At 55.5% G+C, this 24,686-nt stretch carries 22 protein-coding genes; 7 read left to right on the top strand and 15 right to left on the bottom strand.

The genetic code is table 11. The features are described from left to right. Window positions 1–27 precede the first annotated feature (27 nt). Genes ACQGQ5_RS13075 through ACQGQ5_RS13065 form a run of 3 tightly spaced genes read right to left on the bottom strand, consistent with a single transcriptional unit; the run spans window position 28 to window position 3,149 of the window. Window positions 28–1,716, bottom strand: a complete 1,689-nt coding sequence (locus ACQGQ5_RS13075) for a PASTA domain-containing protein (protein ID WP_455736931.1) — start codon at window positions 1,714–1,716, stop codon at window positions 28–30. Window positions 1,717–1,763: 47 nt separating this feature from the next. Next, the gene (locus ACQGQ5_RS13070) at window positions 1,764–2,504 is read right to left on the bottom strand and encodes a YebC/PmpR family DNA-binding transcriptional regulator (protein WP_455736930.1); all 741 of its coding nucleotides are present in this window, start codon (window positions 2,502–2,504) and stop codon (window positions 1,764–1,766) included. 39 nt (window positions 2,505–2,543) lie between these two features. Then, window positions 2,544–3,149, bottom strand: a complete 606-nt coding sequence (locus ACQGQ5_RS13065; protein WP_455736929.1) for a flavodoxin family protein — start codon at window positions 3,147–3,149, stop codon at window positions 2,544–2,546. A 326-nt stretch (window positions 3,150–3,475) separates the two neighbouring features. Here ACQGQ5_RS13065 and ACQGQ5_RS13060 point away from each other — a divergent pair, with 326 nt between their 5' ends. The 3 genes from ACQGQ5_RS13060 to mscL are packed head-to-tail and all read left to right on the top strand — an operon-like array spanning window position 3,476 to window position 8,082. Then, a complete protein-coding gene (locus ACQGQ5_RS13060) occupies window positions 3,476–6,370 on the top strand; it encodes an acyl-CoA dehydratase activase-related protein (protein ID WP_455736928.1) in 2,895 nt (964 codons plus the stop codon). Between the two features lie 9 nt (window positions 6,371–6,379). Next, entirely contained in the window at window positions 6,380–7,678 is a 1,299-nt protein-coding gene (locus ACQGQ5_RS13055) for a 2-hydroxyglutaryl-CoA dehydratase (RefSeq protein ID WP_455736927.1), read from the top strand. After that, window positions 7,675–8,082: a large-conductance mechanosensitive channel protein MscL gene (mscL, locus tag ACQGQ5_RS13050; RefSeq protein WP_455736926.1), complete on the top strand. Its 408-nt coding sequence runs from the start codon at window positions 7,675–7,677 to the stop codon at window positions 8,080–8,082. The genes ACQGQ5_RS13055 and mscL overlap by 4 nt, the downstream gene beginning before the upstream one ends. A 78-nt stretch (window positions 8,083–8,160) precedes the next feature. Here the strand turns inward: mscL and ACQGQ5_RS13045 are convergent, their stop codons facing one another. Together ACQGQ5_RS13045 and ACQGQ5_RS13040 are read right to left on the bottom strand one after the other, a co-directional pair. Beyond that, a complete protein-coding gene (locus ACQGQ5_RS13045; protein WP_455736925.1) occupies window positions 8,161–9,765 on the bottom strand; it encodes an MBL fold metallo-hydrolase RNA specificity domain-containing protein in 1,605 nt (534 codons plus the stop codon). 3 nt (window positions 9,766–9,768) lie between these two features. Continuing rightward, window positions 9,769–10,545, bottom strand: a complete 777-nt coding sequence (locus ACQGQ5_RS13040; RefSeq protein WP_455736924.1) for an exodeoxyribonuclease III — start codon at window positions 10,543–10,545, stop codon at window positions 9,769–9,771. Window positions 10,546–10,801: 256 nt separating this feature from the next. Here ACQGQ5_RS13040 and ACQGQ5_RS13035 point away from each other — a divergent pair, with 256 nt between their 5' ends. The 4 genes from ACQGQ5_RS13035 (at window position 10,802) to ACQGQ5_RS13020 (ending at window position 14,510) form a co-directional block, all read left to right on the top strand. Then, on the top strand, window positions 10,802–11,317 hold the full coding sequence (locus ACQGQ5_RS13035) for a peptidylprolyl isomerase (RefSeq protein ID WP_455736923.1): 516 nt from the start codon (window positions 10,802–10,804) through the stop codon (window positions 11,315–11,317). Between the two features lie 28 nt (window positions 11,318–11,345). Continuing rightward, the gene (locus ACQGQ5_RS13030; protein ID WP_455736922.1) at window positions 11,346–13,085 is read left to right on the top strand and encodes an ABC transporter ATP-binding protein; all 1,740 of its coding nucleotides are present in this window, start codon (window positions 11,346–11,348) and stop codon (window positions 13,083–13,085) included. Window positions 13,086–13,258: 173 nt separating this feature from the next. Next, on the top strand, window positions 13,259–13,930 hold the full coding sequence (locus ACQGQ5_RS13025) for a cytochrome c biogenesis CcdA family protein (protein ID WP_455736921.1): 672 nt from the start codon (window positions 13,259–13,261) through the stop codon (window positions 13,928–13,930). 10 nt (window positions 13,931–13,940) lie between these two features. Further along, window positions 13,941–14,510 (top strand): TlpA family protein disulfide reductase, encoded by a 570-nt coding sequence (locus tag ACQGQ5_RS13020; protein ID WP_444657974.1) that lies wholly within the window; start codon window positions 13,941–13,943, stop codon window positions 14,508–14,510. A gap of 130 nt (window positions 14,511–14,640) precedes the next feature. On the opposite strand, the gene ACQGQ5_RS13015 is transcribed toward ACQGQ5_RS13020, so the two are convergent. The 10 genes from ACQGQ5_RS13015 to ACQGQ5_RS12970 form a co-directional block, all read right to left on the bottom strand. Next, on the bottom strand, window positions 14,641–15,963 hold the full coding sequence (locus ACQGQ5_RS13015) for a pyrimidine-nucleoside phosphorylase (protein WP_455736920.1): 1,323 nt from the start codon (window positions 15,961–15,963) through the stop codon (window positions 14,641–14,643). 6 nt (window positions 15,964–15,969) lie between these two features. Continuing rightward, a complete protein-coding gene (locus ACQGQ5_RS13010; RefSeq protein WP_455736919.1) occupies window positions 15,970–16,602 on the bottom strand; it encodes an HAD family hydrolase in 633 nt (210 codons plus the stop codon). Between the two features lies 1 nt (window position 16,603). Next, entirely contained in the window at window positions 16,604–17,023 is a 420-nt protein-coding gene (locus ACQGQ5_RS13005; RefSeq protein WP_455736918.1) for a cytidine deaminase, read from the bottom strand. Between the two features lie 176 nt (window positions 17,024–17,199). Further along, window positions 17,200–17,865: a deoxyribose-phosphate aldolase gene (deoC, locus tag ACQGQ5_RS13000; protein ID WP_455736917.1), complete on the bottom strand. Its 666-nt coding sequence runs from the start codon at window positions 17,863–17,865 to the stop codon at window positions 17,200–17,202. A gap of 40 nt (window positions 17,866–17,905) precedes the next feature. Next, window positions 17,906–18,826, bottom strand: a complete 921-nt coding sequence (locus ACQGQ5_RS12995) for an ABC transporter permease (RefSeq protein WP_455736916.1) — start codon at window positions 18,824–18,826, stop codon at window positions 17,906–17,908. After that, window positions 18,816–19,943, bottom strand: a complete 1,128-nt coding sequence (locus ACQGQ5_RS12990) for an ABC transporter permease (RefSeq protein ID WP_455736940.1) — start codon at window positions 19,941–19,943, stop codon at window positions 18,816–18,818. The genes ACQGQ5_RS12995 and ACQGQ5_RS12990 overlap by 11 nt, the downstream gene beginning before the upstream one ends. Beyond that, window positions 19,918–21,468, bottom strand: a complete 1,551-nt coding sequence (locus ACQGQ5_RS12985) for an ABC transporter ATP-binding protein (protein WP_455736915.1) — start codon at window positions 21,466–21,468, stop codon at window positions 19,918–19,920. The genes ACQGQ5_RS12990 and ACQGQ5_RS12985 overlap by 26 nt, the downstream gene beginning before the upstream one ends. A gap of 100 nt (window positions 21,469–21,568) precedes the next feature. Beyond that, window positions 21,569–22,648, bottom strand: a complete 1,080-nt coding sequence (locus ACQGQ5_RS12980) for a BMP family ABC transporter substrate-binding protein (RefSeq protein WP_455736914.1) — start codon at window positions 22,646–22,648, stop codon at window positions 21,569–21,571. Window positions 22,649–22,781: 133 nt separating this feature from the next. Further along, the gene (deoD, locus tag ACQGQ5_RS12975; protein ID WP_455736913.1) at window positions 22,782–23,492 is read right to left on the bottom strand and encodes a purine-nucleoside phosphorylase; all 711 of its coding nucleotides are present in this window, start codon (window positions 23,490–23,492) and stop codon (window positions 22,782–22,784) included. 13 nt (window positions 23,493–23,505) lie between these two features. Beyond that, on the bottom strand, window positions 23,506–24,675 hold the full coding sequence (locus tag ACQGQ5_RS12970) for a phosphopentomutase (RefSeq protein ID WP_455736912.1): 1,170 nt from the start codon (window positions 24,673–24,675) through the stop codon (window positions 23,506–23,508). Window positions 24,676–24,686: the final 11 nt, after the last annotated feature.

Raw genomic sequence — 24,686 nt, 5'->3', positions numbered from 1 at the left:
AAAGCGGCTGTTCAGGCAGCGCCGTGCTCAGGGAGCCGAACCGGAAGCGCCGTCCGGCGCAGGCCCTTTGCTGACGACAATGGCAACCTGGGACCCGTAGGCCATCTGGCTGCCCTCCTGCACGTCCTTGTAGCCGACGACCATCCCCTTTTCCACACTGGAGCTGTATTCCTCCGTTTTGGTGGGTGTAAAGCCGGCCGTGGTGACCGCTTCCGAAGCCTCCGCAAGCGTTTTCCCGGTGATCGGCGGAAGCGTGCGCACGGCGGCCCCTTCGCTGACAACGACTACGATCGCCGTTCCCTTTGCCATTTTCGTGCCCGCGGCGGGCGACTGGGAAATGATGCTGCCCTCGGGAATGGTATCGCTGAACTGCTTGCTGGACAGAAGCACCTGATAATCCTGGCTGGAGGAGGATTCGCCCGAATTGGCCTGCTCCTGAAAAACCTGACCGACCAGATCGGGCGCTTCAATCAGATTCGGGTCGGCGGAATCCGCGGATTCCGCCGAATCCATTGTCATTTTCAGCGAGTCCGCAGCCGCGGACTCAACCTGGGAGGTTTCCGAGGCGAGCGTTTCCGTATCGCCCCGCCCGGTGTTGGAAATCCAGATAATCCCGACGATGGTGAACACGATCAGCGCCGCCACACAGGTCAGGATGACCCATACGAAATTGGGAACGCCCTTTTTGCCGTCGTCCTCCTCCGGCTCAGGGGCGGACCTGTGGATCCCCTGGGTATCCTCAATGGTCGCCGTGACGGTCGGCGCGGCGGAAAGCTCGGCTCGGAGCCGCTCAAAGGTGGGGGTGCGTTTGTCCGGGGAAACCTGCAGCGCGTTGGCCATTGCCGTTACCACATGGGGCGGCAGGCTGCGCATAATGCTGGTCGGAATCAAAAGCCGCATATCGTTGCGCCTTTTTAAGGCTTCCTGCGGCATGGTACCCGTCAGGGCAAAAAACAGGGACGCGGCAAAGCCGTAGACATCCGTCGATTCATTGGGGACATAGTCCATCACATACTGCTCTATGGCGGCGCAGCCGGGAACGAGGTCCGGCGGCAGGTCCGTGTCCATCCGGCGGACGGCGCCGATGCAGAAGCTGCCGAGCTTCATCCTGCCGTCCTGCATGATATTCAGGGTATCGGGAGAAATGCCAAGATGCCTGATCCCCGCCGCCTGCATCGAGCTGAGCGCGGACAGAACGGGCATAAAGAGCTGGCGGGCGGCGTTCCAGCCGAGGTTGCCGCCGCTGCGCTCGACAAAATAGCGGAGCGTAATGCTTTCGCTCCACTCGGAAACGGTATAGGCCGTATGATTTTCTTCAAAGATATCGTAAATCTGTACGATGGCGGAAAGCTCGCGCATGTGCGCGATCTCTCTGGAATAATTCAGAAAAGCGGCGAGACATTCGTCAAAGATGATCTCGCTGCCGCCGATCACGCGGATAGCCGTCCCGTTGGCGGGCCTTTCGCACAGGGTCTGCGGAAAAAACTCGCGCAGCTCAATCGGTATGTTCAGAACCGTATCGTAGCCGATATAGGTAATTCCTTCGCCGTTGCTCTTTTTCGCGCGGCCGGCGATATACCGGTTCTGCAGTCTGGTCCTGTACGGAAGCGCATGGCGCATTTGTGGCTCGGAAGAACTGAAGCCGCAGTTGGAACATTCGGTTTTGCCGTTTGTATCGGACATGCAGTTCATGCATAGATTGTCAAAGCCAGTCATCTTGCTTCCTCCATGTTTCACAAATATGGAAAAACTTTCTATTATTCTTAGTCGTCCATATCCGGATTATCCCAGTTGTGCCAAACATTCTGCACGTCGTCGTTGTCCTCAAGGGCATCGAGCAGGCGCTGCATTTTGGCAACGGATTCTTCGTCGGTCAGCGTGGTATAGGTGTTCGGCACCATCTCCACTTCCGCGGAAACAAACTCATAGCCTTTCTTTTCAAGGTCGTCGCGCACGCCGCTGAAATCCTCCGGCTCGGTGAAGATTTCAAAGACGTCCTCGTCGGCCTGAAAATCGGACGCGCCCGCTTCCAGGCTGTCCTCCATGACCTTGTCTTCCTCAAGGCCCTCCCTTTCGACGACGATCAGTCCCTTTTGGGCGAACATAAACGAAACACAGCCGGTGGTGCCGAGGTTGCCGCCGAATTTGTCGAAATAATGGCGGACGTCGCCGGCGGTGCGGTTGCGGTTGTCGGTCAGCGTTTCCACAATGACCGCGATGCCGTTCGGGCCGTATCCCTCGTATGTAATGTTCTCATACTTGGTGTCGTCCCCGTCTCCGGCAGCTTTTTTGATAATGCGTTCAATATTGTCATTAGGCACATTGTTGGCCTTCGCCTTGGCAACGCAGTCCTTTAATTTCGAGTTGGTGTTGGGGTCCGGGCCGCCGCCCTCTTTTACCGCTACGGCAAGCTCACGGCCGATTTTTGTAAATACTTTCGCCTTTGCGCCGTCTGTCTTTTCTTTTTTACGTTTGATATTATTCCATTTTGAATGGCCAGACATATTTTTTCCTCCCAAATAATTAGGTTACATTTTATGATATCACAATTCACACTCTATAGCAAGCGCCAGCTCCCGGGCGGAATTCCGCGCTTTTTCAAACGTTTCGCGGCCTTCGTCAAAATCCGTTCCCGGCCAGACGGCCACGCCCGCGAGCGAGGTATTGACGGCGGAAAACGCCGGCTTCAGCTGGCGGGCAATGATTTGTGCGCCCTCGCAGTCCTTTGAGCCGCAGGTGACCAGCACGGCGGCCAGCTTATGCTTTTCAACCGGGTTCCTGACGCCGAGGAAAAACCGGGCCGCGAAATACCGCTGCGTACGGTCGACAATCGCCTTGAGCGGCGCGGGCAGGCCGAGGTTGTAAACCGGCGTGGCGACGACGATCGCGTCCGCGGCGCGGATCAGCGCGTCAATATCGTCAAAGTCCGGCTGCGAGCAGCTTTCTTCCCCGGCGCAGACGTTGCAGGCAATGCAGGGCGCAATGTTCCGCTCGTAGGCGCTGACGGTCTCGATCCGCGTATTCCCCTCCAGCGGCTTCAGGAATTCGTTCAGAAGCCTCGCGGTGGTCCCGTTCCTGTTCGGGGAACCGAAAAAGACAAGCACCAGCTTCTGCTCCTCTGAATTTTCCCGTACGGCATCCGCATGCAAACCGACCACCCCTTTCCCAAAAACGAAAGACGATCCGGATTTTCCGTCCGGCCGAATCACAGTGCCCGGACACCCGGATTCTGATTCCAGGAATAGCAATATTTAGCATCCTATGATCATAATTGTACCATACGGCCCCGCCGGTGGGAAGAGCAAACCTGTCGAAATCCGTGCCTCGCCGGGGGAAGAATCAAAATTATCACCGAGGGACAGGCGCGGAACACCCGAAGATTTATAAAGTCTGTCGCTTGACAATGTGGACTATTTCAGGCTAAAATGTATTATTATCGCTTATGGAATAACATAATCAGAAATGGTGGCATTTTATGAAAATCGGCTTAGATGTCGGCTCCACCACGATCAAATGCGTGGTGCTGGACGACGGCAATCAAATCATATATCAATCTTATGAGAGGCACTTTTCCCAGATTACGCAAAAAATGTCGGAACTTCTCACAAAAATTGATCACGAGCTCCTCAAAGGCGCAAAGGCCCGGCTTACGGTTTCCGGTTCCGCCGGAATGGGGATTTCCCAGTCCTGCAAGCTGCCGTTTATTCAGGAGGTTTACGCCACCCGCGTGGCGATCGGGAAGCTGATTCCCGACGCGGACGTCATTATCGAGCTCGGCGGGGAAGACGCGAAAATGCTGTTTTTATCCGGCGGCATGGAGGTCCGCATGAACGGCTCCTGCGCCGGAGGAACCGGCGCCTTTATCGACCAGATGGCGACTCTTCTGAATATCTCTCTGGACAAAATGGACCGGCTGGCGGAGCAGTACGAGAAGATATACACCATTGCCTCGCGCTGCGGCGTGTTCGCAAAGTCGGACGTTCAGCCCCTGCTGAACCAGGGAGCGCGCAAAAGCGACATTTCGGCCAGCATCTTCTCCGCCGTGGCGAACCAGACGATCGCGGGGCTGGCGCAGGGCCGGAAAATCACCGGAAAAGTGATTTATCTGGGCGGGCCGCTCACCTTTTTGCCGCAGCTGCGCGCAAGCTTTGACCAGGCGCTGAAAACCCAGGGCGTATGCCCCGAAAATTCCCTTTACTATGTGGCGCTGGGGGCGGCGCTGAGCAGCGACACCGAAATCGACCTGAAAACCGCCCTCGAAAGCATCGCCGCCTACGGCAATACGGCGAACTTTCTCTCCATCCCCCCGCTGTTTGAAACACAGGCGGATTACGACGCCTTTACCCGCCGCCACGCCGAATGCAAAGCGCCGCGCGGCAGCGCGGAAACCTACACGGGCGACGCCTACCTCGGGATCGACGCGGGTTCCACCACGGTAAAGGCCGTGCTGCTCGGCAGAGACGGCGAGGTGCTGGATTCCATTTACCGCAGCAATTCGGGCAACCCGGTGCCAATCATCCGGGAATACCTGCTCAGCGTTTCCGACCGTTTCCCGAAAATCCGGATCGCAGCGGGCGCCGTGACGGGCTACGGCGAGGAGCTTCTGAAAAACGCCTTCAATATTGACTTCGGCATCGTGGAAACGGTGGCGCACTTTACGGCTGCCAAATGTTTTCTGCCCGACGTCGATTTTGTCATCGACATCGGCGGGCAGGATATGAAATGCTTTAAAATCCGCAACGGAGCAATCGACAATATCTTTCTGAACGAGGCCTGCTCCTCCGGCTGCGGTTCTTTTTTACAGACCTTCGCCAACACGCTCGGCTATGAAATAGAGGATTTCGCGAAGCTGGGTCTGTTTGCGAAGCACCCGGTGGATCTGGGTTCCCGCTGCACCGTGTTTATGAATTCGCAGGTCAAGCAGGCGCAGAAGGACGGCGCGACCACCGAGGATATTTCCGCCGGCCTTTCCGTCAGCGTGGTGAAAAACGCGATCTACAAGGTCATCCGCGCGGCTTCGGCCGAGGAGCTGGGCCGCAACATCGTCGTACAGGGCGGCACCTTCCTGAACGACGCGGTGCTGCGCGTGTTTGAAAACGAGCTGGGCGTCAACGTTTCCCGCCCGGATATTTCCGGCCTGATGGGCGCTTACGGCGCGGGGATCTACGCCAGGTCCCATTCAAAGGGACAGAGCGCGATCATCGGCAGGGAGGAGCTGGAAAACTTCCAGCACGACGTCAGGGTCACCTCCTGCGGGCTGTGCAACAACCACTGCCGGCTGACCATCAACATCTTCGGCGGCACCCGGCGCTTTATCGGCGGAAACCGCTGCGAAAAACCGGTGACGAGGCGCGCGTCGGGGGATGAGCTCAACATGTACGCCTACAAGCTCGGCGTGCTGCGCTCCTACCGGCCCGTACCGGGCAGAAGGGGCAAAATCGGCATTCCGATGGGGCTGAATCTCTACGAGCTGCTCCCCTTCTGGCATACCTTCTTTACCAGGCTCGGCTTTGAGGTAACGCTCTCTCCCCTTTCCAGCAGGGAGCTTTACATCGAGGGCCAGAGCACCATTCCTTCCGACACGGTCTGCTTCCCCGCAAAGCTGATGCACGGGCATGTGCAGGCTTTGATCGACGAGGGCGTGAAAAATATTTTTTACCCCTGCATGTCGTATAATTTCGACGAGGGTCTGGGCGACAATCACTACAACTGCCCCGTCGTCGCCTATTATCCGGAGGTCATTTCCGCAAACATGAGCCTGCCGGAAGGCTTCCGCCTGATCCACGACTATGTCGGGATCCACAGAAAGCGCGACTTCCCGAAAAAGATGCACGGGATTCTTTCCGGATATTTTGACGATATCCCCCTTTCCGAGGTAAAAGAGGCGGCAAAAGAAGCGTACCGCGAATACGACGGCTATTTTGCGAAGGTGCACGAAAAGGGCGACCGGATCATTGCCGAAGCGCAGAAGCAGCGCAAGCCGATCATCGTCCTGAGCGGAAGGCCCTACCATCTCGACCCGGAAATCAACCACGGCATCGACAAGCTGATCGTCAGCCTGGGCGCGGCGGTCATCTCGGAAGACGTGCTGAGCAATAAGGTAAAGCGCTTCCACACCACGGTCCTGAACCAGTGGACCTATCACGCAAGGCTCTACGCGGCCGCCGAATACATCGGCGACAAGCCCGACATGAACCTTGTCCAGCTCGTTTCGTTCGGCTGCGGCGTAGACGCCATTACCACCGACGAGGTACGCAGCATTCTGGAAGCGAACGGCAAAATTTACACACAGATCAAGATCGATGAAATTACGAATCTCGGCGCGGTGAAGATCAGGCTGCGCAGCCTCTTTGCCGCTCTGGAGAAATGAGGTGATTTTTTGGCGGAACTGAAATTCAGCAAGGACGGCCGCTTGCTTTTCACGAAGGAAATGAAAAAGGAATATACCATCCTCTGTCCCATGATGGCCCCGATCCATTTTCAGCTGATCGTAAACGTGCTGAACAACTGCGGATACCATATTGAGCTTTTGACGAACGACGGCCCGAACGTCGTGCAGGAGGGCCTGAAATATGTCCATAACGACACCTGCTACCCCGCTTTGCTGGTCATCGGCCAGTTTATCGACGCGCTCCACTCGGGGAAATACGACCTGGACCGCACCGCGCTGATCATTACCCAGACGGGCGGCGGCTGCCGCGCGTCCAACTATATCCACCTTCTGCGCAAGGCGCTGAAAAAGGCCGGGCTGGAACGGGTGCCGGTTGTTTCGCTCAATATGTCCGGGCTGGAAAGCAACCCCGGATTTACGCTGACGCTGCCGATGCTGCGGAAATTTATCGCGGGGCTTGTCTACGGAGACGCGCTGATGCTGCTGGACAACCAGACGAAGGCATATGAAACGGTTTCCGGCGAGAGCGGCCGGATGGTCAGACAATGGACGGACACCCTGACGGAGCAGTTCAATCGCGGGCAGGGCCTGTCGCTGAAGCAGCTCAAAGAAAACCTGAATAAAATCGTCCGCGATTTCGCGCGGATCGAAATCGACCGCAGGCCGAAAATCAAGGTCGGCGTCGTCGGGGAAATCTATGTGAAATATTCCGCGCTGGGCAACAACCATCTGGAGGATTTCCTCGCGGAGCAGGACTGTGAGGTAAACGTGCCGGGCATCCTGAATTTCGCCCTTTTCAAGGTCGACAACCGGCTGGAGGATATCAAGCTTTACGGCGGAAACAAGGCAAAATACGTGGTCGTCAAGGCATTGATGGACTATCTGCTGAAAATGCAGGATGTCCTGATCCGCGCGGTGAAAGCCGAGCCCCGCTTTCTGGCGCCGGAGCCCTACGCCCACACGAAAAGCCTGGTGAAAAACGTCATCGGCTACGGCAACAAGATGGGCGAAGGCTGGCTTCTGACCGCGGAAATGCTGGAACTGGTCGAGCAGGGCTATGAGAATATCGTGTGCACACAACCGTTTGGCTGCCTGCCGAACCATATCTGCGGCAAAGGCATGATCCACCGGATCAAAGCGGTGGACGAACGGTCCAATATCGTCCCCATCGACTACGACCCGAGCGCGACGCGTGTCAACCAGGAAAACCGGATCAAGCTGATGCTGGCCGTCGCCAGGGAGAAGCTTACCGCACAAACGAATGAAGAGACGGAGAAAAGATCATGAAAAAATTAATCAGTGAATTTAAAGAATTTGCCATGCGCGGAAACGTCATGGATATGGCGGTCGGCGTGGTCATAGGCGGCGCGTTCGGGAAAATCGTGTCCTCGCTGGTAACCGACATCATTATGCCCGTGCTTTCGCTCGTGACCGGCAGAATCAATTTGACGGCTCTGGCGGTGACCATCCCCACAGCGATAGGGAGCGCCAAACCGATTGCCATTACCTACGGAAATTTTCTGCAGGCGGTGCTGGATTTCATCGCCATCGCTTTTTCCATTTTTCTTGTTATCAAGGCGTCCAACCGCCTGAAGCGGAAAAAGGAAGAGGCCCCGCCCGCCGCCCCGGAAACCAGCCGGGAAGAAGCGCTGCTGACGGAAATCCGTGACCTGCTGAAAAAGGAAAACTGACAGAAAAATACCGTGTAAAATACATCCCCAGCCGGCATTGCTGCCGGCTGGGGATTTTTATCGTCCTGTGAAAGCGGATTACCGGTTCCATTTCTCGCTCAGCGCGTTGATCTGGTCGGCAAATTTGGCAAGGTCCTTGTTCGCGCCGCCCTCGTTTCGCTGTATCACCTGGATCAGCCGTTTTCCGGCCTCCATCAGGCGGGCAAACGGAGCGGAGAATTTCTTTCCCCTGTCCTCCCTGCGCGGGCCGCGCAGCTCCGGCGCGACGCCCTCTTCCAGAACGCTGTTTTCCGCCAGGTCAAAAGAGGCTTCAAAATTGGGGACAATCGCGTTGTAGCCCAGCTGCCGCAGGGTGTCGCCGAACATCTCGCTGACCTGCAGCTCCCCGTGCACCACAAACACGCGCTTCGGTTTGGGGTCAAACACCCGGATCCACTGCATCAGGCCCGACCGGTCCGCGTGCGCGGAAAGCGCACGGAAATTGTAAATATGCGCCTGTACCGTGATTTCTTCACCGAAAAGCTTCACCTGATCGATCCCGTCGACCAGCATTCTGCCGAGGGTGCCGTTGGCCTGATAGCCCACGAACACGACCGCGCATTCCGGCCGCCACAGATTATGCTTGAGGTGGTGGCGGATTCGTCCGGCCTCGCACATGCCGCTGGAGGAAATGATGACCTTGGGCACGTTATCCATATTCAGCGCTTTGGATTCCTCCACGCTGGCGCAGATATTCAGGTTGGAAAAACGAATCGGCTCAAATCCGGCTCTGATGACCTTGACGGTGGCATCGTCGGCGTAACCGTCCAGATTGCCGCCGTAGATTCTGGTTGCTTCCGCCGCAAGCGGGCTGTCCACATAAACCGGGAAATCCGGGTTGCTTCTGACAAGGCCGCGCTCCTTCATCTCACGGATATAGTAAAGCAGCTCCTGCGTGCGGCCGACCGCAAAGCTGGGGATGACCACGTTGCCCCCGGCGGAAAGGGTTTTATCGAAAACCTCGGCGAGCTTCGGGACATAGTCGTCCATCTTTTCATGATCGCGGTCGCCGTAGGTCGATTCCATCACCACATAATCCGCTTCCCGGATATACTGCGGGTCGCGGATGATTGGCTGGTTTTTGTTGCCGATATCCCCGGAAAAGACGATTTTTTTCGTCTCGCCGTGCTCCGTCAGCCACATCTCCACCGCCGCGGAGCCGAGCAGGTGACCGGCGTCCGTAAAGCGGAAACGGACCCCTTCGCAAAGCTCCACCATTTCCCCGTAGGAAAACGGGATCAGCCGGTTCAGCGTTTCCTGCGCGTCCTCCACGGTGTAAATCGGCTCCTCCGGTTCGCGCCCGGCGCGCCTTCCCTTCCGGTTCTCGTTGATCGCGTCCATCTCCTGTATATGGGCACTGTCGCGCAGCATGATGGAAAGCAGCTTGCAGGTCGCCCCGGTCGCGTACATTTTTCCGTCGTAGCCGTTCTTGACCAGAAGCGGCAGCCGGCCGCTGTGGTCAATATGCGCATGCGTCACGATGACGTAATCGATCTGGGACGCATAAAAAGGCAGCCTGTGGTTGTCGTCTTCATCGGCGCCCTGCTGCAGGCCGCAGTCGATCAAAATCTTTTTTCCGTTTACAAGTAAGCAATGGCAGCTTCCGGTGACTTCTTTGTCCGCACCGTAAAATATCAGTTGCATCCTCTATTCTCCCGTCTGTGTATTTTTCATGGACAAAATAAGCTCGACCGGGCAATGGTCGCTGCCCATCACCTCCGGGTGTATGCTGCTGGCCTCGATTCTGTCGCGGATGGAGTCGGACACAAGGAAATAATCGATCCGCCACCCCGCGTTTTTCTCCCTTGCCTTAAACATATAAGACCACCACGTATAGGCGCCCGTTTCCTCCGGGTGCAGGTAGCGGAAGGTGTCCGTAAACCCGGCGGCGAGCAGTTCGGACATCTTTTCGCGTTCCTCAAAGGAAAAGCCGGCGTTGCCGACATTCGTTTTCGGATTTTTCAGATCGATCTCATTATGCGCCACATTCATGTCCCCGCACACAACGACCGGTTTTTTCGCGTCGAGCTGTTTCAGGTAAGCGCGGAAAGCGTCCTCCCAGCGCATCCGGTACTCGATGCGCACCAGGTCCCGCTGGGAATTGGGCGTATACACCGTCACAAGGTAAAAATCCTCAAATTCCAGCGTAATGGAACGCCCTTCGCCGACATGCTCCGGGTCGCCGATATCGTAACCGACGGAAAGAGGTTCCATTCTGGTGAAAACAGCCGTGCCGGAATAGCCCTTTTTTTCCGCGGAATTCCAGTACTGCCGGTAGCCCGGCAAAACGATCTCCGCCTGCTCCGGCTGCATTTTCGTTTCCTGAACGCACACGGCGTCGGCGTCGGCCGACTGAAAATAGTCCGTAAAGCCCTTGTTCAAACAGGCGCGAAGCCCGTTGACATTCCATGATACCAGCTTCAATCCTTCATCCTCCCTTTTCTATTTCCGCCTCCGGCCCGCCGGAGGAACTGCTTATTTTCAGCTGAGGCAAAGCTTTTGGGGCTATTATATCATATTCATACCGAAAAGAGTAAATAATTTTCCTCAGGGCTTCCGTAAAAAGCATAAGAAACGGTGGAAACGCAGCACTCCTTCTATCAAAAATATGCCTTGAAGGAAACCCGGATTCCCGCTATAATAGGGATATGACTTTTTACAGAATTGATGGAGGAAAATTATGAAAAATCCAATTGTTACCATTCAAACGGGCCGCGGCACGATCAAAATCGAGCTTTATCCTGAAATTGCTCCGAACACCGTAAGGAATTTTATTTCCCTTGTCAAAAAGGGGTTTTATGACGGAACCATCTTTCACCGCGTGATCCCCGGATTCATGATCCAGGGAGGTGACCCGGAAGGAACCGGAATGGGCGGCCCCGGCTACAGCATCAAGGGCGAATTCCGCTCCAACCGTTTTCAGAACGACCTGAAGCACGCGAAGGGCGTCATTTCCATGGCGAGGTCCATGAGCCCGAACAGCGCGGGGTCCCAGTTCTTTATCATGGTTGCCGACGCGCCGCACCTTGACGGGGAATACGCCGCTTTCGGCAAGGTGACCGAGGGAATGGAGGAAGCGGAGCGCATTGTGTCGGTTCGCCGCGACTACAGGGATAAGCCGTATGAAGACGAAATCATGAAGAGCGTTACCGTCGATACGTTCGGAGAGGAATACGGCGAACCCGAAAAACAGTAACGGAAGAAATGATATTAGGGAGCATGCAATGTCGATTTTTAAAAAATTTATAAGATACTACAAGCCATACCGGGGAATGTTTTACTTCGATATGTTCTGCGCGCTGATCGTGTCGGCGGTTGACGTCGCGTTTCCGCAGATTCTGAACCTTCTGACCAAGGGCCTGTTTGCGCGGGAAGCGCACACCATTTTGGAGAATCTCCCGTGGATTGCGGCGGCCCTTCTGGTCATGGAGCTGATCCGCCTCGGCTGCCAGTACTACATTACCAGCTGGGGACACGTAATGGGCGCCAGAATGGAAAGCGACATGAGACAGGATCTGTTTGACCACCTGCAGCGCCTTTCCTTTTCGTATTACGACCGCAATAATACCGGAGAAATGATGAGCAAGCTTGTGTCCGACCTGTTCGACATCAGCGAGCTTGCCCACCACGGGCCGGAAAACATTCTGATTTCACTTTTGAAAATTCTGGGAAGCTTTGCGCTGATGATGATCATCAACGTCCCGATGACCCTGATTCTGCTGGGAGTGACGCTGATTATGATTGTTTTCAGCATTCACCAGAACCAGAAGATGCGCGCGGTGTTCATGGACAACCGCAGAAAAATCGCGGGCGTCAATTCCCGCGTACAGGACAGCCTGTCCGGCATCCGGGTGGTAAAAAGCTTTGGCAACGAAGAGCTGGAGCAGGCCAAATTCAGCGAAAGCAACCTGAAATTTCTGGACTCGAAAGAGAGCAGCTACCGGGTGATGGGAAGCTTCCGCGCGGGCACCTCGTTTTTTGAAGGGCTTCTCTTTCTGACCGTGCTGGTCAGCGGCGGCCTGTTTATCGCGCAGGGCTCGCTGCATGTTGTCGACCTGGCGGTCTATGCCCTGTACATCAACATTATTATCAACCCTATCGACATACTGATCGAATTTACCGAACAGTTCCAGAAGGGCTACTCCGGCTTCAAGCGCTTTATCGAAGTGGTGGAAACGAAGCCGGAGATCATCGACCGGCCCGGCGCGGCCGAGCTGAAGGACGTAAAAGGCGACATCCGGTATGAAAACGTATCGTTCAGTTACGATTCCGCGAACGACGTGCTGGAAAATATCAATATTTCGATTGGAGCGGGAAAAACCGTGGCGCTGGTCGGGCCTTCGGGCGGCGGCAAAACCACTCTTTGTTCCCTTCTGCCCCGTTTTTACGACGTGACCGCCGGAAGCGTAAAAATCGACGGCAGGGATGTGCGCGATATCAGGCTGAAATCCCTGCGCAGCGCAATCGGGATCGTCCAGCAGGACGTCTACATGTTTGCGGGCAGCATCAAAGAAAACATTGCCTACGGCAAACCGGACGCGACGGATGAGGAAATCATCTCCGCCGCAAGGAGCGCGAATATCCACGACTTTATCGCGGGGCTTGACGACGGCTACGACACCTATGTCGGCGAGCGCGGCACGCGCCTTTCCGGCGGGCAGAAGCAGCGTCTGGCCATTGCCCGCGTCTTTCTGAAAAATCCGAAAATCCTGATTCTGGACGAAGCGACCAGCGCGCTGGACAACGAAAGCGAGCGCCATATCCAGAATTCGCTGGAGGAGCTGTCCAGGGACAGGACCACCATCGTGATCGCCCACCGGCTTAGCACCATCAGCAACGCGGATGAAATCATCGTGATCAGCGACGACGGCATCGAGGAGCGCGGCACCCACCAGGAGCTGATCGAGAAAAACGGCACCTACGCAAAATACTACAACATGCAGTTTGAAGGGCTGGACGCTTAAAGCCGCAGCAGAAAAGGAATCCCCCGCAGCCGGCGGAGGATTCCTTTTTCGTCTTATTTGGATGGGAATGTGACCTGATCACCGATCCAAAAGATTTTATATGTTATCATGAATATACACACTTTGGAAAAAATACAAATGGAAAACACAGTTTCAGAAAGGAAGGAGAGGCCATGGATTATCTGATTTCATTCCTGGAAGGGATCATCACATTTATTTCTCCCTGCCTCTTACCCATGCTGCCGATCTATATTTCCTATTTTGCGGGACAGGGGATTCAGAATCAAAAGGCCCCGGCCATTCGGAATTCCTTGGGGTTTGTGCTTGGCTTCACCCTTGTATTTACGGCGATGGGAGCATTCGCGGGGACGGTCGGAAGCTTTCTGAAGGAATATCAAACCGCGGTGAATCTTGTCACCGGTATGGTCGTCATCCTGTTTGGGTTAAATTTTATGGGGCTGATCAAAATCCCTTTTCTGAATGGAAACCGGCAGCTGAATTTCAAAAAGAGAAATATGGATTTTGGGGCCTCCGTGCTGTTCGGCGTAATCTTTTCCATTGGCTGGACCCCCTGCGTAGGCGCGTTTTTAGGCTCCGCTCTGATGCTCGCCGCTTCGAGCGGGGAAAGCATGAAAGGCATTTTTATGCTTCTCTCGTTTTCGCTTGGGTTGGGGATTCCCTTTCTGATCAGCGCTGTTTTGATCGACCGCCTCATGTCCGCGTTTGACTTTATCAAAAGGAACTACCGGATCATCGGCATGATTTCGGGCGGATTGCTCGTCGTCGTCGGCCTGATGATGGCGACCGGACTTATGGGCTGCTTTTTGTCCCTATTTACTTTTTGAGGAGTACGATATGAAAACAAACGGAAAAATTTTGCTGGGATTTCTCGCGTTCGTGGTATTCTTCGCCGTCGTTTACTATGCCTACAACACGTTATCCAACCGGTTCCGGCCAAATTTGCCGGCATCGTCCGAGACAGGCGGCTCCGCGGGAGAAAGCGGGAAAACACAGGCTCCCGATTTTACCGTATTCGATGAAAAAGGCAACAAGGTCAGGCTGTCGGACTTTCAGGGGAAACCCGTTGTGCTGAATTTCTGGGCCTCCTGGTGCCCGCCGTGCAAGGGAGAAATGCCGCATTTCAACAGCCAGTACCAGAAGGAAAAAGACGGCGTGGTCTTTCTGATGATCGATCTGGTGGACGGTCAGCGGGAAACGCAGGAAAAAGGGCAGAATTATGTAAAAGAGCAAGGCTATGAATTCCCCGTTTACTTTGACAAGGAGCAGCAGGCCGCGAATACTTACGGAATTTCTGCCATTCCGGACACGATCTTTATCGACCGGGACGGCTATATTGTGAACGCCTATCAGGGAGCGATCGATGAAGTGACTTTGATTGCCGGAATCGAATCGATCAAAAAATAAGAAAAATCCCCACTCCAATCCTTACGATTACAGCATTTCCAGTTGATTCTGCAACAGCATTGCGTTTCTCCCCCGCCTTCGGCGGGGGAGAAACGCGTTTTATCTCGCAAACCGAAATGGAATTGCTTTTTTAGTATTTTTCTACGCCGTCCACGGTCACCCGGCCGTGAATCACCGGGACAAACGCGGGTTTTTCCGGGCGGATGGAAACCGCGCTTTCAAACAGCTTTTCCGCTTCCCTGCATTTGTCCAAAGAGGAGGAGTAAAACTCCGCGATCACGTCGCCTTTTTTGACGTAATCCCCGATCTTTTTGCGGAGCAGGATGCCCGCGCTGAAATCGATGGAATCCTCTTTCTTCTCGCGCCCCGCGCCCAGCTCGACGGAGGCGATCCCGCACTGCTCCGTATTCATGGAGTAGAGATACCCTTCGCACAGCGCCGGAACGTCATATTTGACCTTTGCCTGTGTAAATCTTGCGCCGTCGTCCAAAACGGCGGTGTCGCCGCCCTGCGCCGCGACCATTTCCCTGAGCTTTGCAAAGGCCTCGCCGTTGCCGATCTGGCGTCCGGCAAGCTTTTTGCACTCCTCCATACTTCCTTTGCCCGCCAGAAACAGCATATTGGCGGCAAGCTCCAGACAGATTTCCGTGAGGTCTCCGGGCCCGTGCCCCTTGAGCGTTTCACAGACCTCCCTGATTTCCAGCGAGTTGCCGACGGCGTTTCCGAGCGGACGGTCCATGTCGGTGATCAGCGCGATGGTCCTGCGCCCGACATGCTCGCCGATCGCCACCATTGCCTGCGCCAGCCGGATGGAATCGTCCACCGTTTTCATGAAAGCGCCGCTCCCGGTTTTGACGTCCAGCAGGATGCAGTCGGAGCCGGCAGCGATTTTTTTGCTCATAATGCTGGAAGCGATCAGCGGGATGCTTTCCACCGTCGCGGTCACGTCGCGCAGCGCGTAAAGCTTTTTGTCCGCGGGCACCAGATTGCCGGACTGGCCGATCACGCTGACGCCCACCTTCCGTACAATATCGAAGAATTTCTCACGGTCAATGGAGGTCTGCATTCCCGGAATGGCTTCCATTTTATCCACCGTGCCGCCGGTGTGGCCCAGCCCGCGCCCGCTCATTTTCGCGACGCGTACCCCCAGGGACGCGACGATCGGCGAAATGATCAGCGTGGTCTTATCGCCGACTCCGCCGGTGCTGTGTTTATCCACCTTGACACCGTCTATGGAGGACAAATCCACGGTTTCGCCGGAGTTGGCCATGCACATGGTCAGGGAGGCCGTTTCCCTGTCCGTCATCCCCCGAAAATAAATGGCCATCAGCAGAGCGGATACCTGATAATCCGGGATCTCCCCCTTGACATAGCCGTTGATAAAGAACCGGATTTCCTCATCGGAGAGCGACCCGCCGTCGCGCTTTTTCGCAATGATATCATACATTCTCATTTTCAGTCACCTTCCTACGATCATTTTATCCAGCAGGAAGATTCCGTTTTCCTGAAGGGCCGTACGGAGCACGTCCGGGTCCCCTTCGTAGCAGTATCCTTCCATGCCGAATCTTCTTCCCGCTTCCACATTGTCCGCGCGGTCGTCGATAAAGTAACACTCGCGCGGATCGAGTGAAAACTCCTTAAAAAACTTCCGGTAGATTTCCTCGTCCGGTTTGACGCAGTGGAAATCCGCCGAAAAGAAAACACCTGAAAAATACCGCAGAGCCGTAATTTTCGGCGTGATGCCGTGAATTTTTTTCCCCGCGTTGGACAGCAGATACAGCGAATAGCCGTTTTCCTTCAGTTCGCGCACCAGCGGCAGAATATTGTCCATGATCCGCATGTGATCGATCCAGTTCAGCAGCAGCTCTGTCACGGCGCCGTGCAGGCGCGCCGGCAGGCACGAGCAGACCGGCCCGATCAGCTCTTCCTCCGTAATGGTGCCGCGGTCAATCTCCTTCCATGCGCCCGTTTCAAACACCTTGGAACGAATCAGGCGGATATCCTCCGGGTCCCCGGTATAATGACTGATAAAAAAGTCCGGATTAAAATCCACCAGCACCTGTCCCATGTCGAAAACAATATGATTGATCATTCTATTCCTCCATATTCGCCTTGCTGAACCCGAGCGGGAGCAAATCCTTCAGAGTGAAAACCTCCCACTGCTCCGGGTTTTTCCCGAGAATGATCCGAAAGGTCGCCGGGTCGCAGAATTCCATCATGACCTGACGGCAGACCCCGCAGGGCGGGCAAAGCCCGTTGACGGGCTCCCCGGTTTTACCGCCGACAATCGCGATGCAGTCGAACTCCGTTTCTCCCTCGCTGACCGCTTTGAAAAAAGCCGTGCGCTCGGCGCAGTTCGTGGGGGTAAAGGTCGCGTTTTCAATGTTGCAGCCCTTGTAAAGCTTTCCGCTCTTCGTCAGCAGCGCCGCGCCCACTCCGAATCCCGAGTAGGGGGTGTAGGCCATTTCCCTTGCGGAAATAGCCGCCGCAACCAATTCTTTATAATCTTCCATCTCTTCACCTTTTTTCCTATAGCATTTCCAGTTGTTCCGGCAACAAGGTTGTGTTCTTCCCCGCTTTCGGCGGGGAAGAACGTGTTTCGTCTCGCAAATTGAATGAAATTGCTGTAGATAGAATTGAGGAACGGCTGCCGCCGCTCCTCAGAATTTTTATATTTGCCGGGAGCCGGTCAATATCCGTGCGCCTCTTCATTTTTTATAATTTTGATAATCCTGCTCGTGCCGAGGCGGGAAGCCCCGAGCGACACGAATTTCTCCGCGTCGTCCATGGTTTTGATGCCGCCGGCGGCCTTGATCCTGACCTTCGGCCCGATGTGGGCGGCAAACAGCGCGACGTCTTCAAACGTGGCACCCGCCGTCGAAAAGCCGGTGGAAGTCTTGATGAAATCCGCGCCGGATTCGGTCACTACCCCGCACATTTTTATCTTTTCTTCCTTCGTCAGCAAACAGGTTTCAATAATGACCTTCAGGATGCGCGTGCCGCAGGCGGCTTTTACCTGCCGGATTTCGTCCAGCTGCAAATCGAAAAGCCCGTCTTTCACCCAGCCGATATTGACGACCATATCGATTTCATCGGCGCCGTTCCGAATCGCGTCCTTCGTTTCAAACACCTTGACCGCCGTCGTGGAATAGCCGTTCGGAAAACCGATCACGGTGCAGACCGCCATTTTGTCTCCGACGTATTCCTTCGCGCGCTTCACGTACGCGGCGGGGATGCAGACCGACGCGGTGCGGTATTTGACCGCGTCGTCGCAGATCTGCCTGATTTCTTCCCATGTCGCGGTCTGTGTCAGCAGGGTATGATCTACTTTCTCCAGTATTTCCCGGTGATCCATTTTCATGATCTCCTTTTTTATTTTCAATGCTGCAGCCCCGTTATCTTACGCCCTTTTCATAAGGCTCGCCGTCCGCCTTCGGGGCGACCGAACGGCCGACGAACAGAACCAGGACCACAATGGTCAGAATGTACGGAAGCATCGCAAGAATCTGGGACGGAACGGCAAAGTCGCCGCCGCCCAGCACGATCGTCAGAGCCTGCGCGAAGCCGAAGAGCAGGCATGCGCCGTAAGCGCCGAACGGAGTCCATTTTCCGAAGATAACGGCTGCCAGCGCGATGAAGCCCTGCCCGCTGATCGCGGTCGGCGTAAACTGAGAGATGATGGCAAGCGTCATGGAAGCGCCGCCGAAACCGGCCAGGATACCGGATGCGAACACGCACAGGTAGCGGACGCGGCTGACGTTAATGCCCAGGGTGTCGGCCGCGGCGGGATGCTCGCCCACCGAGCGCACATGGAGCCCCCATTTGGTCCGGTAAAGGAAAAACCACATGACGGCGGACACCGCAAGCGCAAGCACGACCGTGACGTCCACGTTCAGGTTTTTCAGGGGGCTGTCGGCAAACCCGCTTTCCCCAAACAGCTTCGGCAGTGTTTTTGCGGGAAGCGTCATGGTCGCGTCGTCGAACATCAGGCGGCAGAAAAACAGCGCCAGCCCCGGTCCGATCAGATTGATGGCGATACCGGAAATGGTCTGGTCCGCCTTAAAGGTAACGGAAGCCACCGCGTGCAAAAGGGAGATCAGGCCGCCCGCCGCCCCGGCCGCAAGCAGGCCGAGCCACGGATTGCCGGTAAAATAGCTGACCGCGGCCGCCGTAAACGCGCCCACCGTCATCATTCCCTCGATACCGATGTTGACGACGCCGGAGCGCTCCGAAATGACGCCGCCCAGCGCGCCGAACACCAGGGGGGTCGAGTACATCAGCGTAATGCCGAGCAACAGAAGAATTTTACTTAACACGGCGAGCACCTCTCTTTTCAAGCCTGTCGGCAAGTGACGGCACAATTTTCGTCAGAGCCACAAAGAACACGATGGTGCCGATCATGATGTTGATAATTTCCGTCGGGGCGCCGACGTCCTGCTGCACGCTCTGTCCGCCGTAAAGCAGGCCGCCGAACAAAAGCCCGGCAAAGATGCAGCCTACCGGAGAGGAACCGGCGATCAGCGCGACGGACAGGCCGTTGAAGCCGTTGTTTTCAAACGCCGCCATCTGGGAAATTTTGTGCGGCGAGGTTCCCGTAACCGCCAGCGCGCCCGCAAGGCCCGCCAGAGCCCCCGCGATCAGCATCGCCTGGGTGATGTTGCGGCCCACGTTGATGCCGGCGAATTCCGCGGCGTCGCGGTTAAAGCCGACCGCGCGCAGCTCGTAGCCCTTTGTGGAGCGGTAAAGCAGCACCCAGATGGCAAGGGCCATGATCACGGCGATCAGAATGCCAAAATTCACATCCGTTTTCAGCATCATTTCATACAGCCACTGGTGCGGCTTCAGCGCGGCCATGCCCTCCTTGGAGGTTTTCCAGTTCGGCAGAAGCATGGTGAAGCTCGATTCGTTCACCGCGAAGGAGCTTGTGGAATTCGGCTGATGGTAAGCCGCCGTATTGACAATAAAGTTGGAAAGGTAAAGGCCGATCCAGTTCAGCATGATGCTGGTGATGACCTCATGGATGCCGAACCGCGCTTTCAGATAGCCGATGATCCCGCCGAAAAGAGCCCCGGCAAGCACGCCGGAAAGGACCACAAGCGGAATCTGGATAACGGGGGCAAAGTCAAATTTGACGCCAACGCAGACGGCGGCGATGGTTCCCGCTATGTACTGGCCCTCGGCACCGATATTGAACAGACCGGTTTTAAAGGCAAACGCAACGCTCAGCCCGGTCAATATGATGGGCGTCGCCTTGATAATGACGTTGGAAATGTACTTCGGCTTTGCGAAGATTCCCCGGAACAGCGCACCGAAGGAGTCCCATGGGTTGTAGCCCGCAAACACGAGCACGACCGCGGCAACCAGAAAACCGAACAGAATCGCAATCAGGGTGGAGGTAATCGGTTTTTTAAGAATTTTGACTGTTGTTTTCATCATGCTTACCTCCCGCCATCAAAAGTCCTACCGTTTTTTCGTCGACCTCTCCCTGCCTGAAGCTGTCGACAATCGTTCCCGCGTAAATCACGTCGATGGTATCCGCGACATTCATGACCTCGTCAAGCTCCAGGGAAATCAGCAGGATCGCCCTGCCCCTGTCCCGTTCGCGCACCAGCGTCTTATGTACGTATTCAATCGCCCCTACGTCCAGCCCGCGGGTCGGCTGAACGGCGACCAGAAGATCGGGCTCGTTCGATATTTCACGCGCAAGAATGACCTTCTGCTGGTTTCCTCCGGAAAGCCCGCGCACCGGCTGGCTTTCGCAGTTATCCGGGCGGATATCGTACTCTTTGATCAGGTTCTTCGTATAGGAGAGGATTTCGCTCCTGTTGAGCATGCCGCTTTTGCTGTACGGCCGGCTGCGGTATTTTTCGATCACCATATTTTCCGCCACTGTGAACGGAAGCACCAGGCCGCGCTTCTGCCGGTCTTCGTGCACCGTGGAGATTTTATGGTCGATGACGTTGCGCGGCGTCGTGTTCTGGATTTCGGTTCCGTTGATTTTGATAGTGCCGCTCTCCGCCCTTGTCAGGTTGGTGATGGCTTCGACCAGCTCTTTCTGGCCGTTTCCGTCAATGCCCGCCACGCCGACGATTTCTCCTTTGCGCACCTTCAGCGACAGATTTTTGACCGCGTCCAGCTTCCGTTCGTCCCTGACCGTCAGATTGTCGATCTCAAAGACGACCTCGCCCGGATCGGCCGGGGATTTTTCGACCACAAGCTGGACCGCGTGGCCGACCATCTTGGTGGCAAGCTCCTCCTGGTCCACGTCGGCGACGTTTACCGTGTCGATATACTCGCCGCGGCGGATAATGGTGCAGACGTCCGAGGAGGCTTTGATCTCCTTGAGCTTATGGGTGATGATAATGATCGTTTTCCCATCCGCTATCAGATTCCGCATGATCTGAATCAGGTCATCGATTTCCTGCGGAGTAAGAACCGCCGTGGGCTCATCCAGAATGAGCAGGTCGACTCCGCGGTAGAGCGCCTTTAATATTTCAACACGCTGCTGCATGCCAACGGAAATATCTTCGATTTTTTCGTCCGGATCCACTTCCAGCCCGTATTTCTTTACGATCTCAAGAATTTCCTCGCGTGCTTTTTTCATATTTAATACGCCGAACTGATTAGTCACTTCGTTGCCCAGAATAATGTTCTGGGTCACGGTGAAATTGTCTACCAGCATGAAGTGCTGATGGACCATGCCGATTCCGTGTTCAATGGCAACATTCGGGTTTTTGATATTGACCTTTTCCCCATTCAGGAAGATTTCCCCCGCTTCGGCCTGATACAGGCCGTACAGAACATTCATCAATGTGCTTTTTCCGGCGCCGTTCTCGCCCAATATGGCATGAATCGTACCCTTCTTAACATCGAGACTGACGTCGTTCAAAGCGCAAAAGGAGCCGAACATTTTTGTAATACCGTGCATCTGCACCGCGTATTCCCGGTTGACTTCCATTACAACAGACCCCCCTGCCCGTTAATCCATTCTTTTTAAGCGCAGCGGGGCGCAATAACACCCATGCGCCCCGCTGCCCAAAAGAATAAAAGAGTAATAATTATTTGAGTCCCTTTTCGAACTCTGCGAATTCATCTTTGTTCGCCGGAGGAGTGATTGTCTTATCCTTGATCTTGCCTTCGAGCGCGACCGCCGCGTTATAGGTGTCGTCGCCCATGAGCTTGTGCTCTTCCGGAATCCCGACGGCATCCTCGGTCAGGCCGTAGGTGTAAGTTTTTCCGCCGATTTCCTTGCCGTCCATGGCTTCCTTGGAAACGAGCTCAACAGCCTGGTTAACCAGCTTCAAAGCAGAGGTAAGAACGTTTTCGGGCGCAAGATAAGCCTGGTCGCGGTCAACGCCGATCGCGTACTTCTTGGCTTCCTTGGCTGCTTCGATAACGCCGACCCCAACGCCGCCCGCGGCATGGAATACGATATCGCATCCGTTGGAGAACATCTTGGTGGCGATTGCCTTGCCCTTGGCGGAATCCGTGAAGCTCTCCGCGTACTGAGAGTCAACAGTAATGGTTTTGCCCAGCTCCTTCGCGGCGTAAGCAACGCCGGCCTTGTAGCCGAACTCAAACTGGTCGATGATGGCGCTGGTCTGGCCGCCGACAAAACCGACCTTGTTCGTCTTTGTTGTTTTGGCCGCGATGTAGCCGACCAGGAAGGAAGGCTCCTGAGCGCGGAACATCACGCCGGTCACGTTTGCGGGAGTCTTCTCATAAGCGTTATCTACGATTGCATAGTTGATGTCAGGATTCTGTTTTGCGGAATTGAGGATTGCGTCGGCCATTGCAAAGCCGATGCCCCAGATCAGATTGTTGCCGTCGTCGGCAGCTTTGTCCAGGTTTGTCGCGTAGTCGGACTCCTGCTTGGATTCAGAATACTTGACTGTGACGCCCGTATCCTTGGAAAGCTTCTGAAGGCCTTCCCACGCGGACTGGTTGAAGGACTGGTCGTTGACGCCGCCGGTATCCGTTACCATACCGATTTTAAAATCGGTCGCAGCCGCGGATTCCGCCTTGCTTTCGGCAGCGGAGCTGGCCGCTTCCGAGCTGGCCGCCGGGGTGTTGGAAGCGCAGGCGGTTGCAGAAACTGCCATCATAACTGCAAGAAAAAGTGCTACAATCTTCTTCATTGATTTTTCCTCCTGATTATTTTTTTGGATATATGGAATACCACGAAAACGTGATATTACTCCCATTTTCTTTTCGCGCCGAAAATTATCTTACTTTATTTTACCGCATTTTGCAATCAATTTTTCTGTGAAGTCAGGCGATTTCCAACGCGATTTCCATCATCTGGGTAAATCCGGTCTGGCGCTCCTGGGCCGAAAGGGATTCCCCGGTAAACGGGCAGTCGGAGATCGTAAGGAGGCAGAGCGCGTTTTTGTCTGCCCTCGCGGCGTTCAGGTAGAGAGCCGCGGCTTCCATCTCCACCGCCAGCACGCCCATCTTTTTCCACGAAGCCAGCGCGTTTTCGCTGTCGTCGTAAAAGGTATCCGAAGACAGCACATTGCCTACGACCGTATGCACGCCCAGTTTGTCCGCGGCGTCAACCGCGTTTCTGAGAAGGCCGTAGCTGGCAATCGGCGCAAACGTACCCGGCAGATTGTACTGGGCCGCATAGTTGGAATTGGTGCAGGCACCCATGCCGACTACGACGTCGCGCACGTGCACGTTGTCGGCGATCCCGCCGGCGGAGCCGATGCGGATGATGTTTTCCACCCCGTAGAAATTGAAAAGCTCGTAGGTGTAAATCCCGACGGAGGGGATTCCCATTCCGCCGCCCATGACGGACACGCGTTTGCCGCAGTACGTTCCGGTGTAGCCGAGCATATTGCGCACGGTATTGAAGCAGACCGGGTCGGTCAGATAGGTTTCGGCGATAAATTTGGCGCGGAGCGGATCGCCCGGCATTAAGACGGTTTTTGCGATTTCTCCCTCTCTGGCCCCGTTATGGGGGGTTGGTACGTTAGACATAGTCTTCTCCTTTTCAGTCGGCAATATTTTTCAGCCGGGACGTGCCGGTAATTTCCGGCTTCATCCCGAAATAATCAAGGATCGTGGCCGCGATATCGGCAAAGGTCGGCAGCGTGCCCAGATTGGCCCCGGCCTTTACCCGTTTTCCGTAAATCACCCAGGGCGTGTATTCGCGCGAATGGTCGGTGGAGGGCGTGATCGGGTCGCAGCCGTGGTCCGCGGTAATCATCAGCAGGTCGTCCCCGCGCAGTCCCGCCAGAATTTCGGGCAGCTTTTTGTCAAAATAGGTCAGCCCTTTGGCGTAGCCGTCCACGTCGTTGCGGTGGCCGTAAAGCATGTCGAAATCGACCAGATTGATAAAGCACAGGCCGTTGAAGGTTTCCTTCGTCAGCTCGATCGTGCGGTCAATGCCCTCCGCGTTGTTCTTTGTCCTCATAAACCGGGTAATCCCCCTGCCGGCGAAAATATCGTTGATCTTGCCGACGGCGATCACGTCACAGCCGTTTTCCTTCAGCTGGTCCAGCATCGTCGTCTTCGGGGGGAGCAGCGAAAAGTCGTGGCGGTTCGAGGTGCGGGTATAATCCGGATAGGTCCCGACAAAGGGCCTTGCGATCACCCGGCCGACGCCGTGCTCGCCCGCCAGCAGTTCCCTTGCGATCCGGCAGCAGCGGTATAGCTCTTCCACCGGCACGAGCTCTTCATTCGCCGCGATCTGGAACACGCTGTCCGCGGAGGTGTAAACGATGAGCGCGCCCGTTTCGGCATGCTCCCTGCCGTAATCCCGGATAACCTCGGTGCCGGAATAGGGTTTGTTGCAGATGACCCTGCGGCCCGTTTTTTCCTCAAACGCGCGGATGACCTCCGGCGGAAAGCCGTCCGGATAAGTCGGCAGCGGTTTGGGCGAATGGATTCCCGCAATTTCCCAGTGGCCGATCGTGGTGTCCTTGCCCTTGGAAATTTCCCTCATGCGCGCGACCGCGCCCGCGGGATGCTCCGCCCCCGGGCGGCAGGTGACGCCGTCGATATTGAAAAGGCCCAGCTTCTGCATATTGGGCATATCGAAATACCTGCTCGTCGCGGCGGCGGCAAGCGTATTGCTCCCTTCGTCGCCGTACTCCGCGGCGTCCGGCTCTTCGCCGATACCGACGCTGTCGAGTACAATCAAAAAAACACGTTTATTCATAGTATCCGCCT

The organism is Caproiciproducens sp. (assembly GCF_053840905.1).
This window is presented reverse-complemented; position numbering and strand designations above follow the sequence as displayed.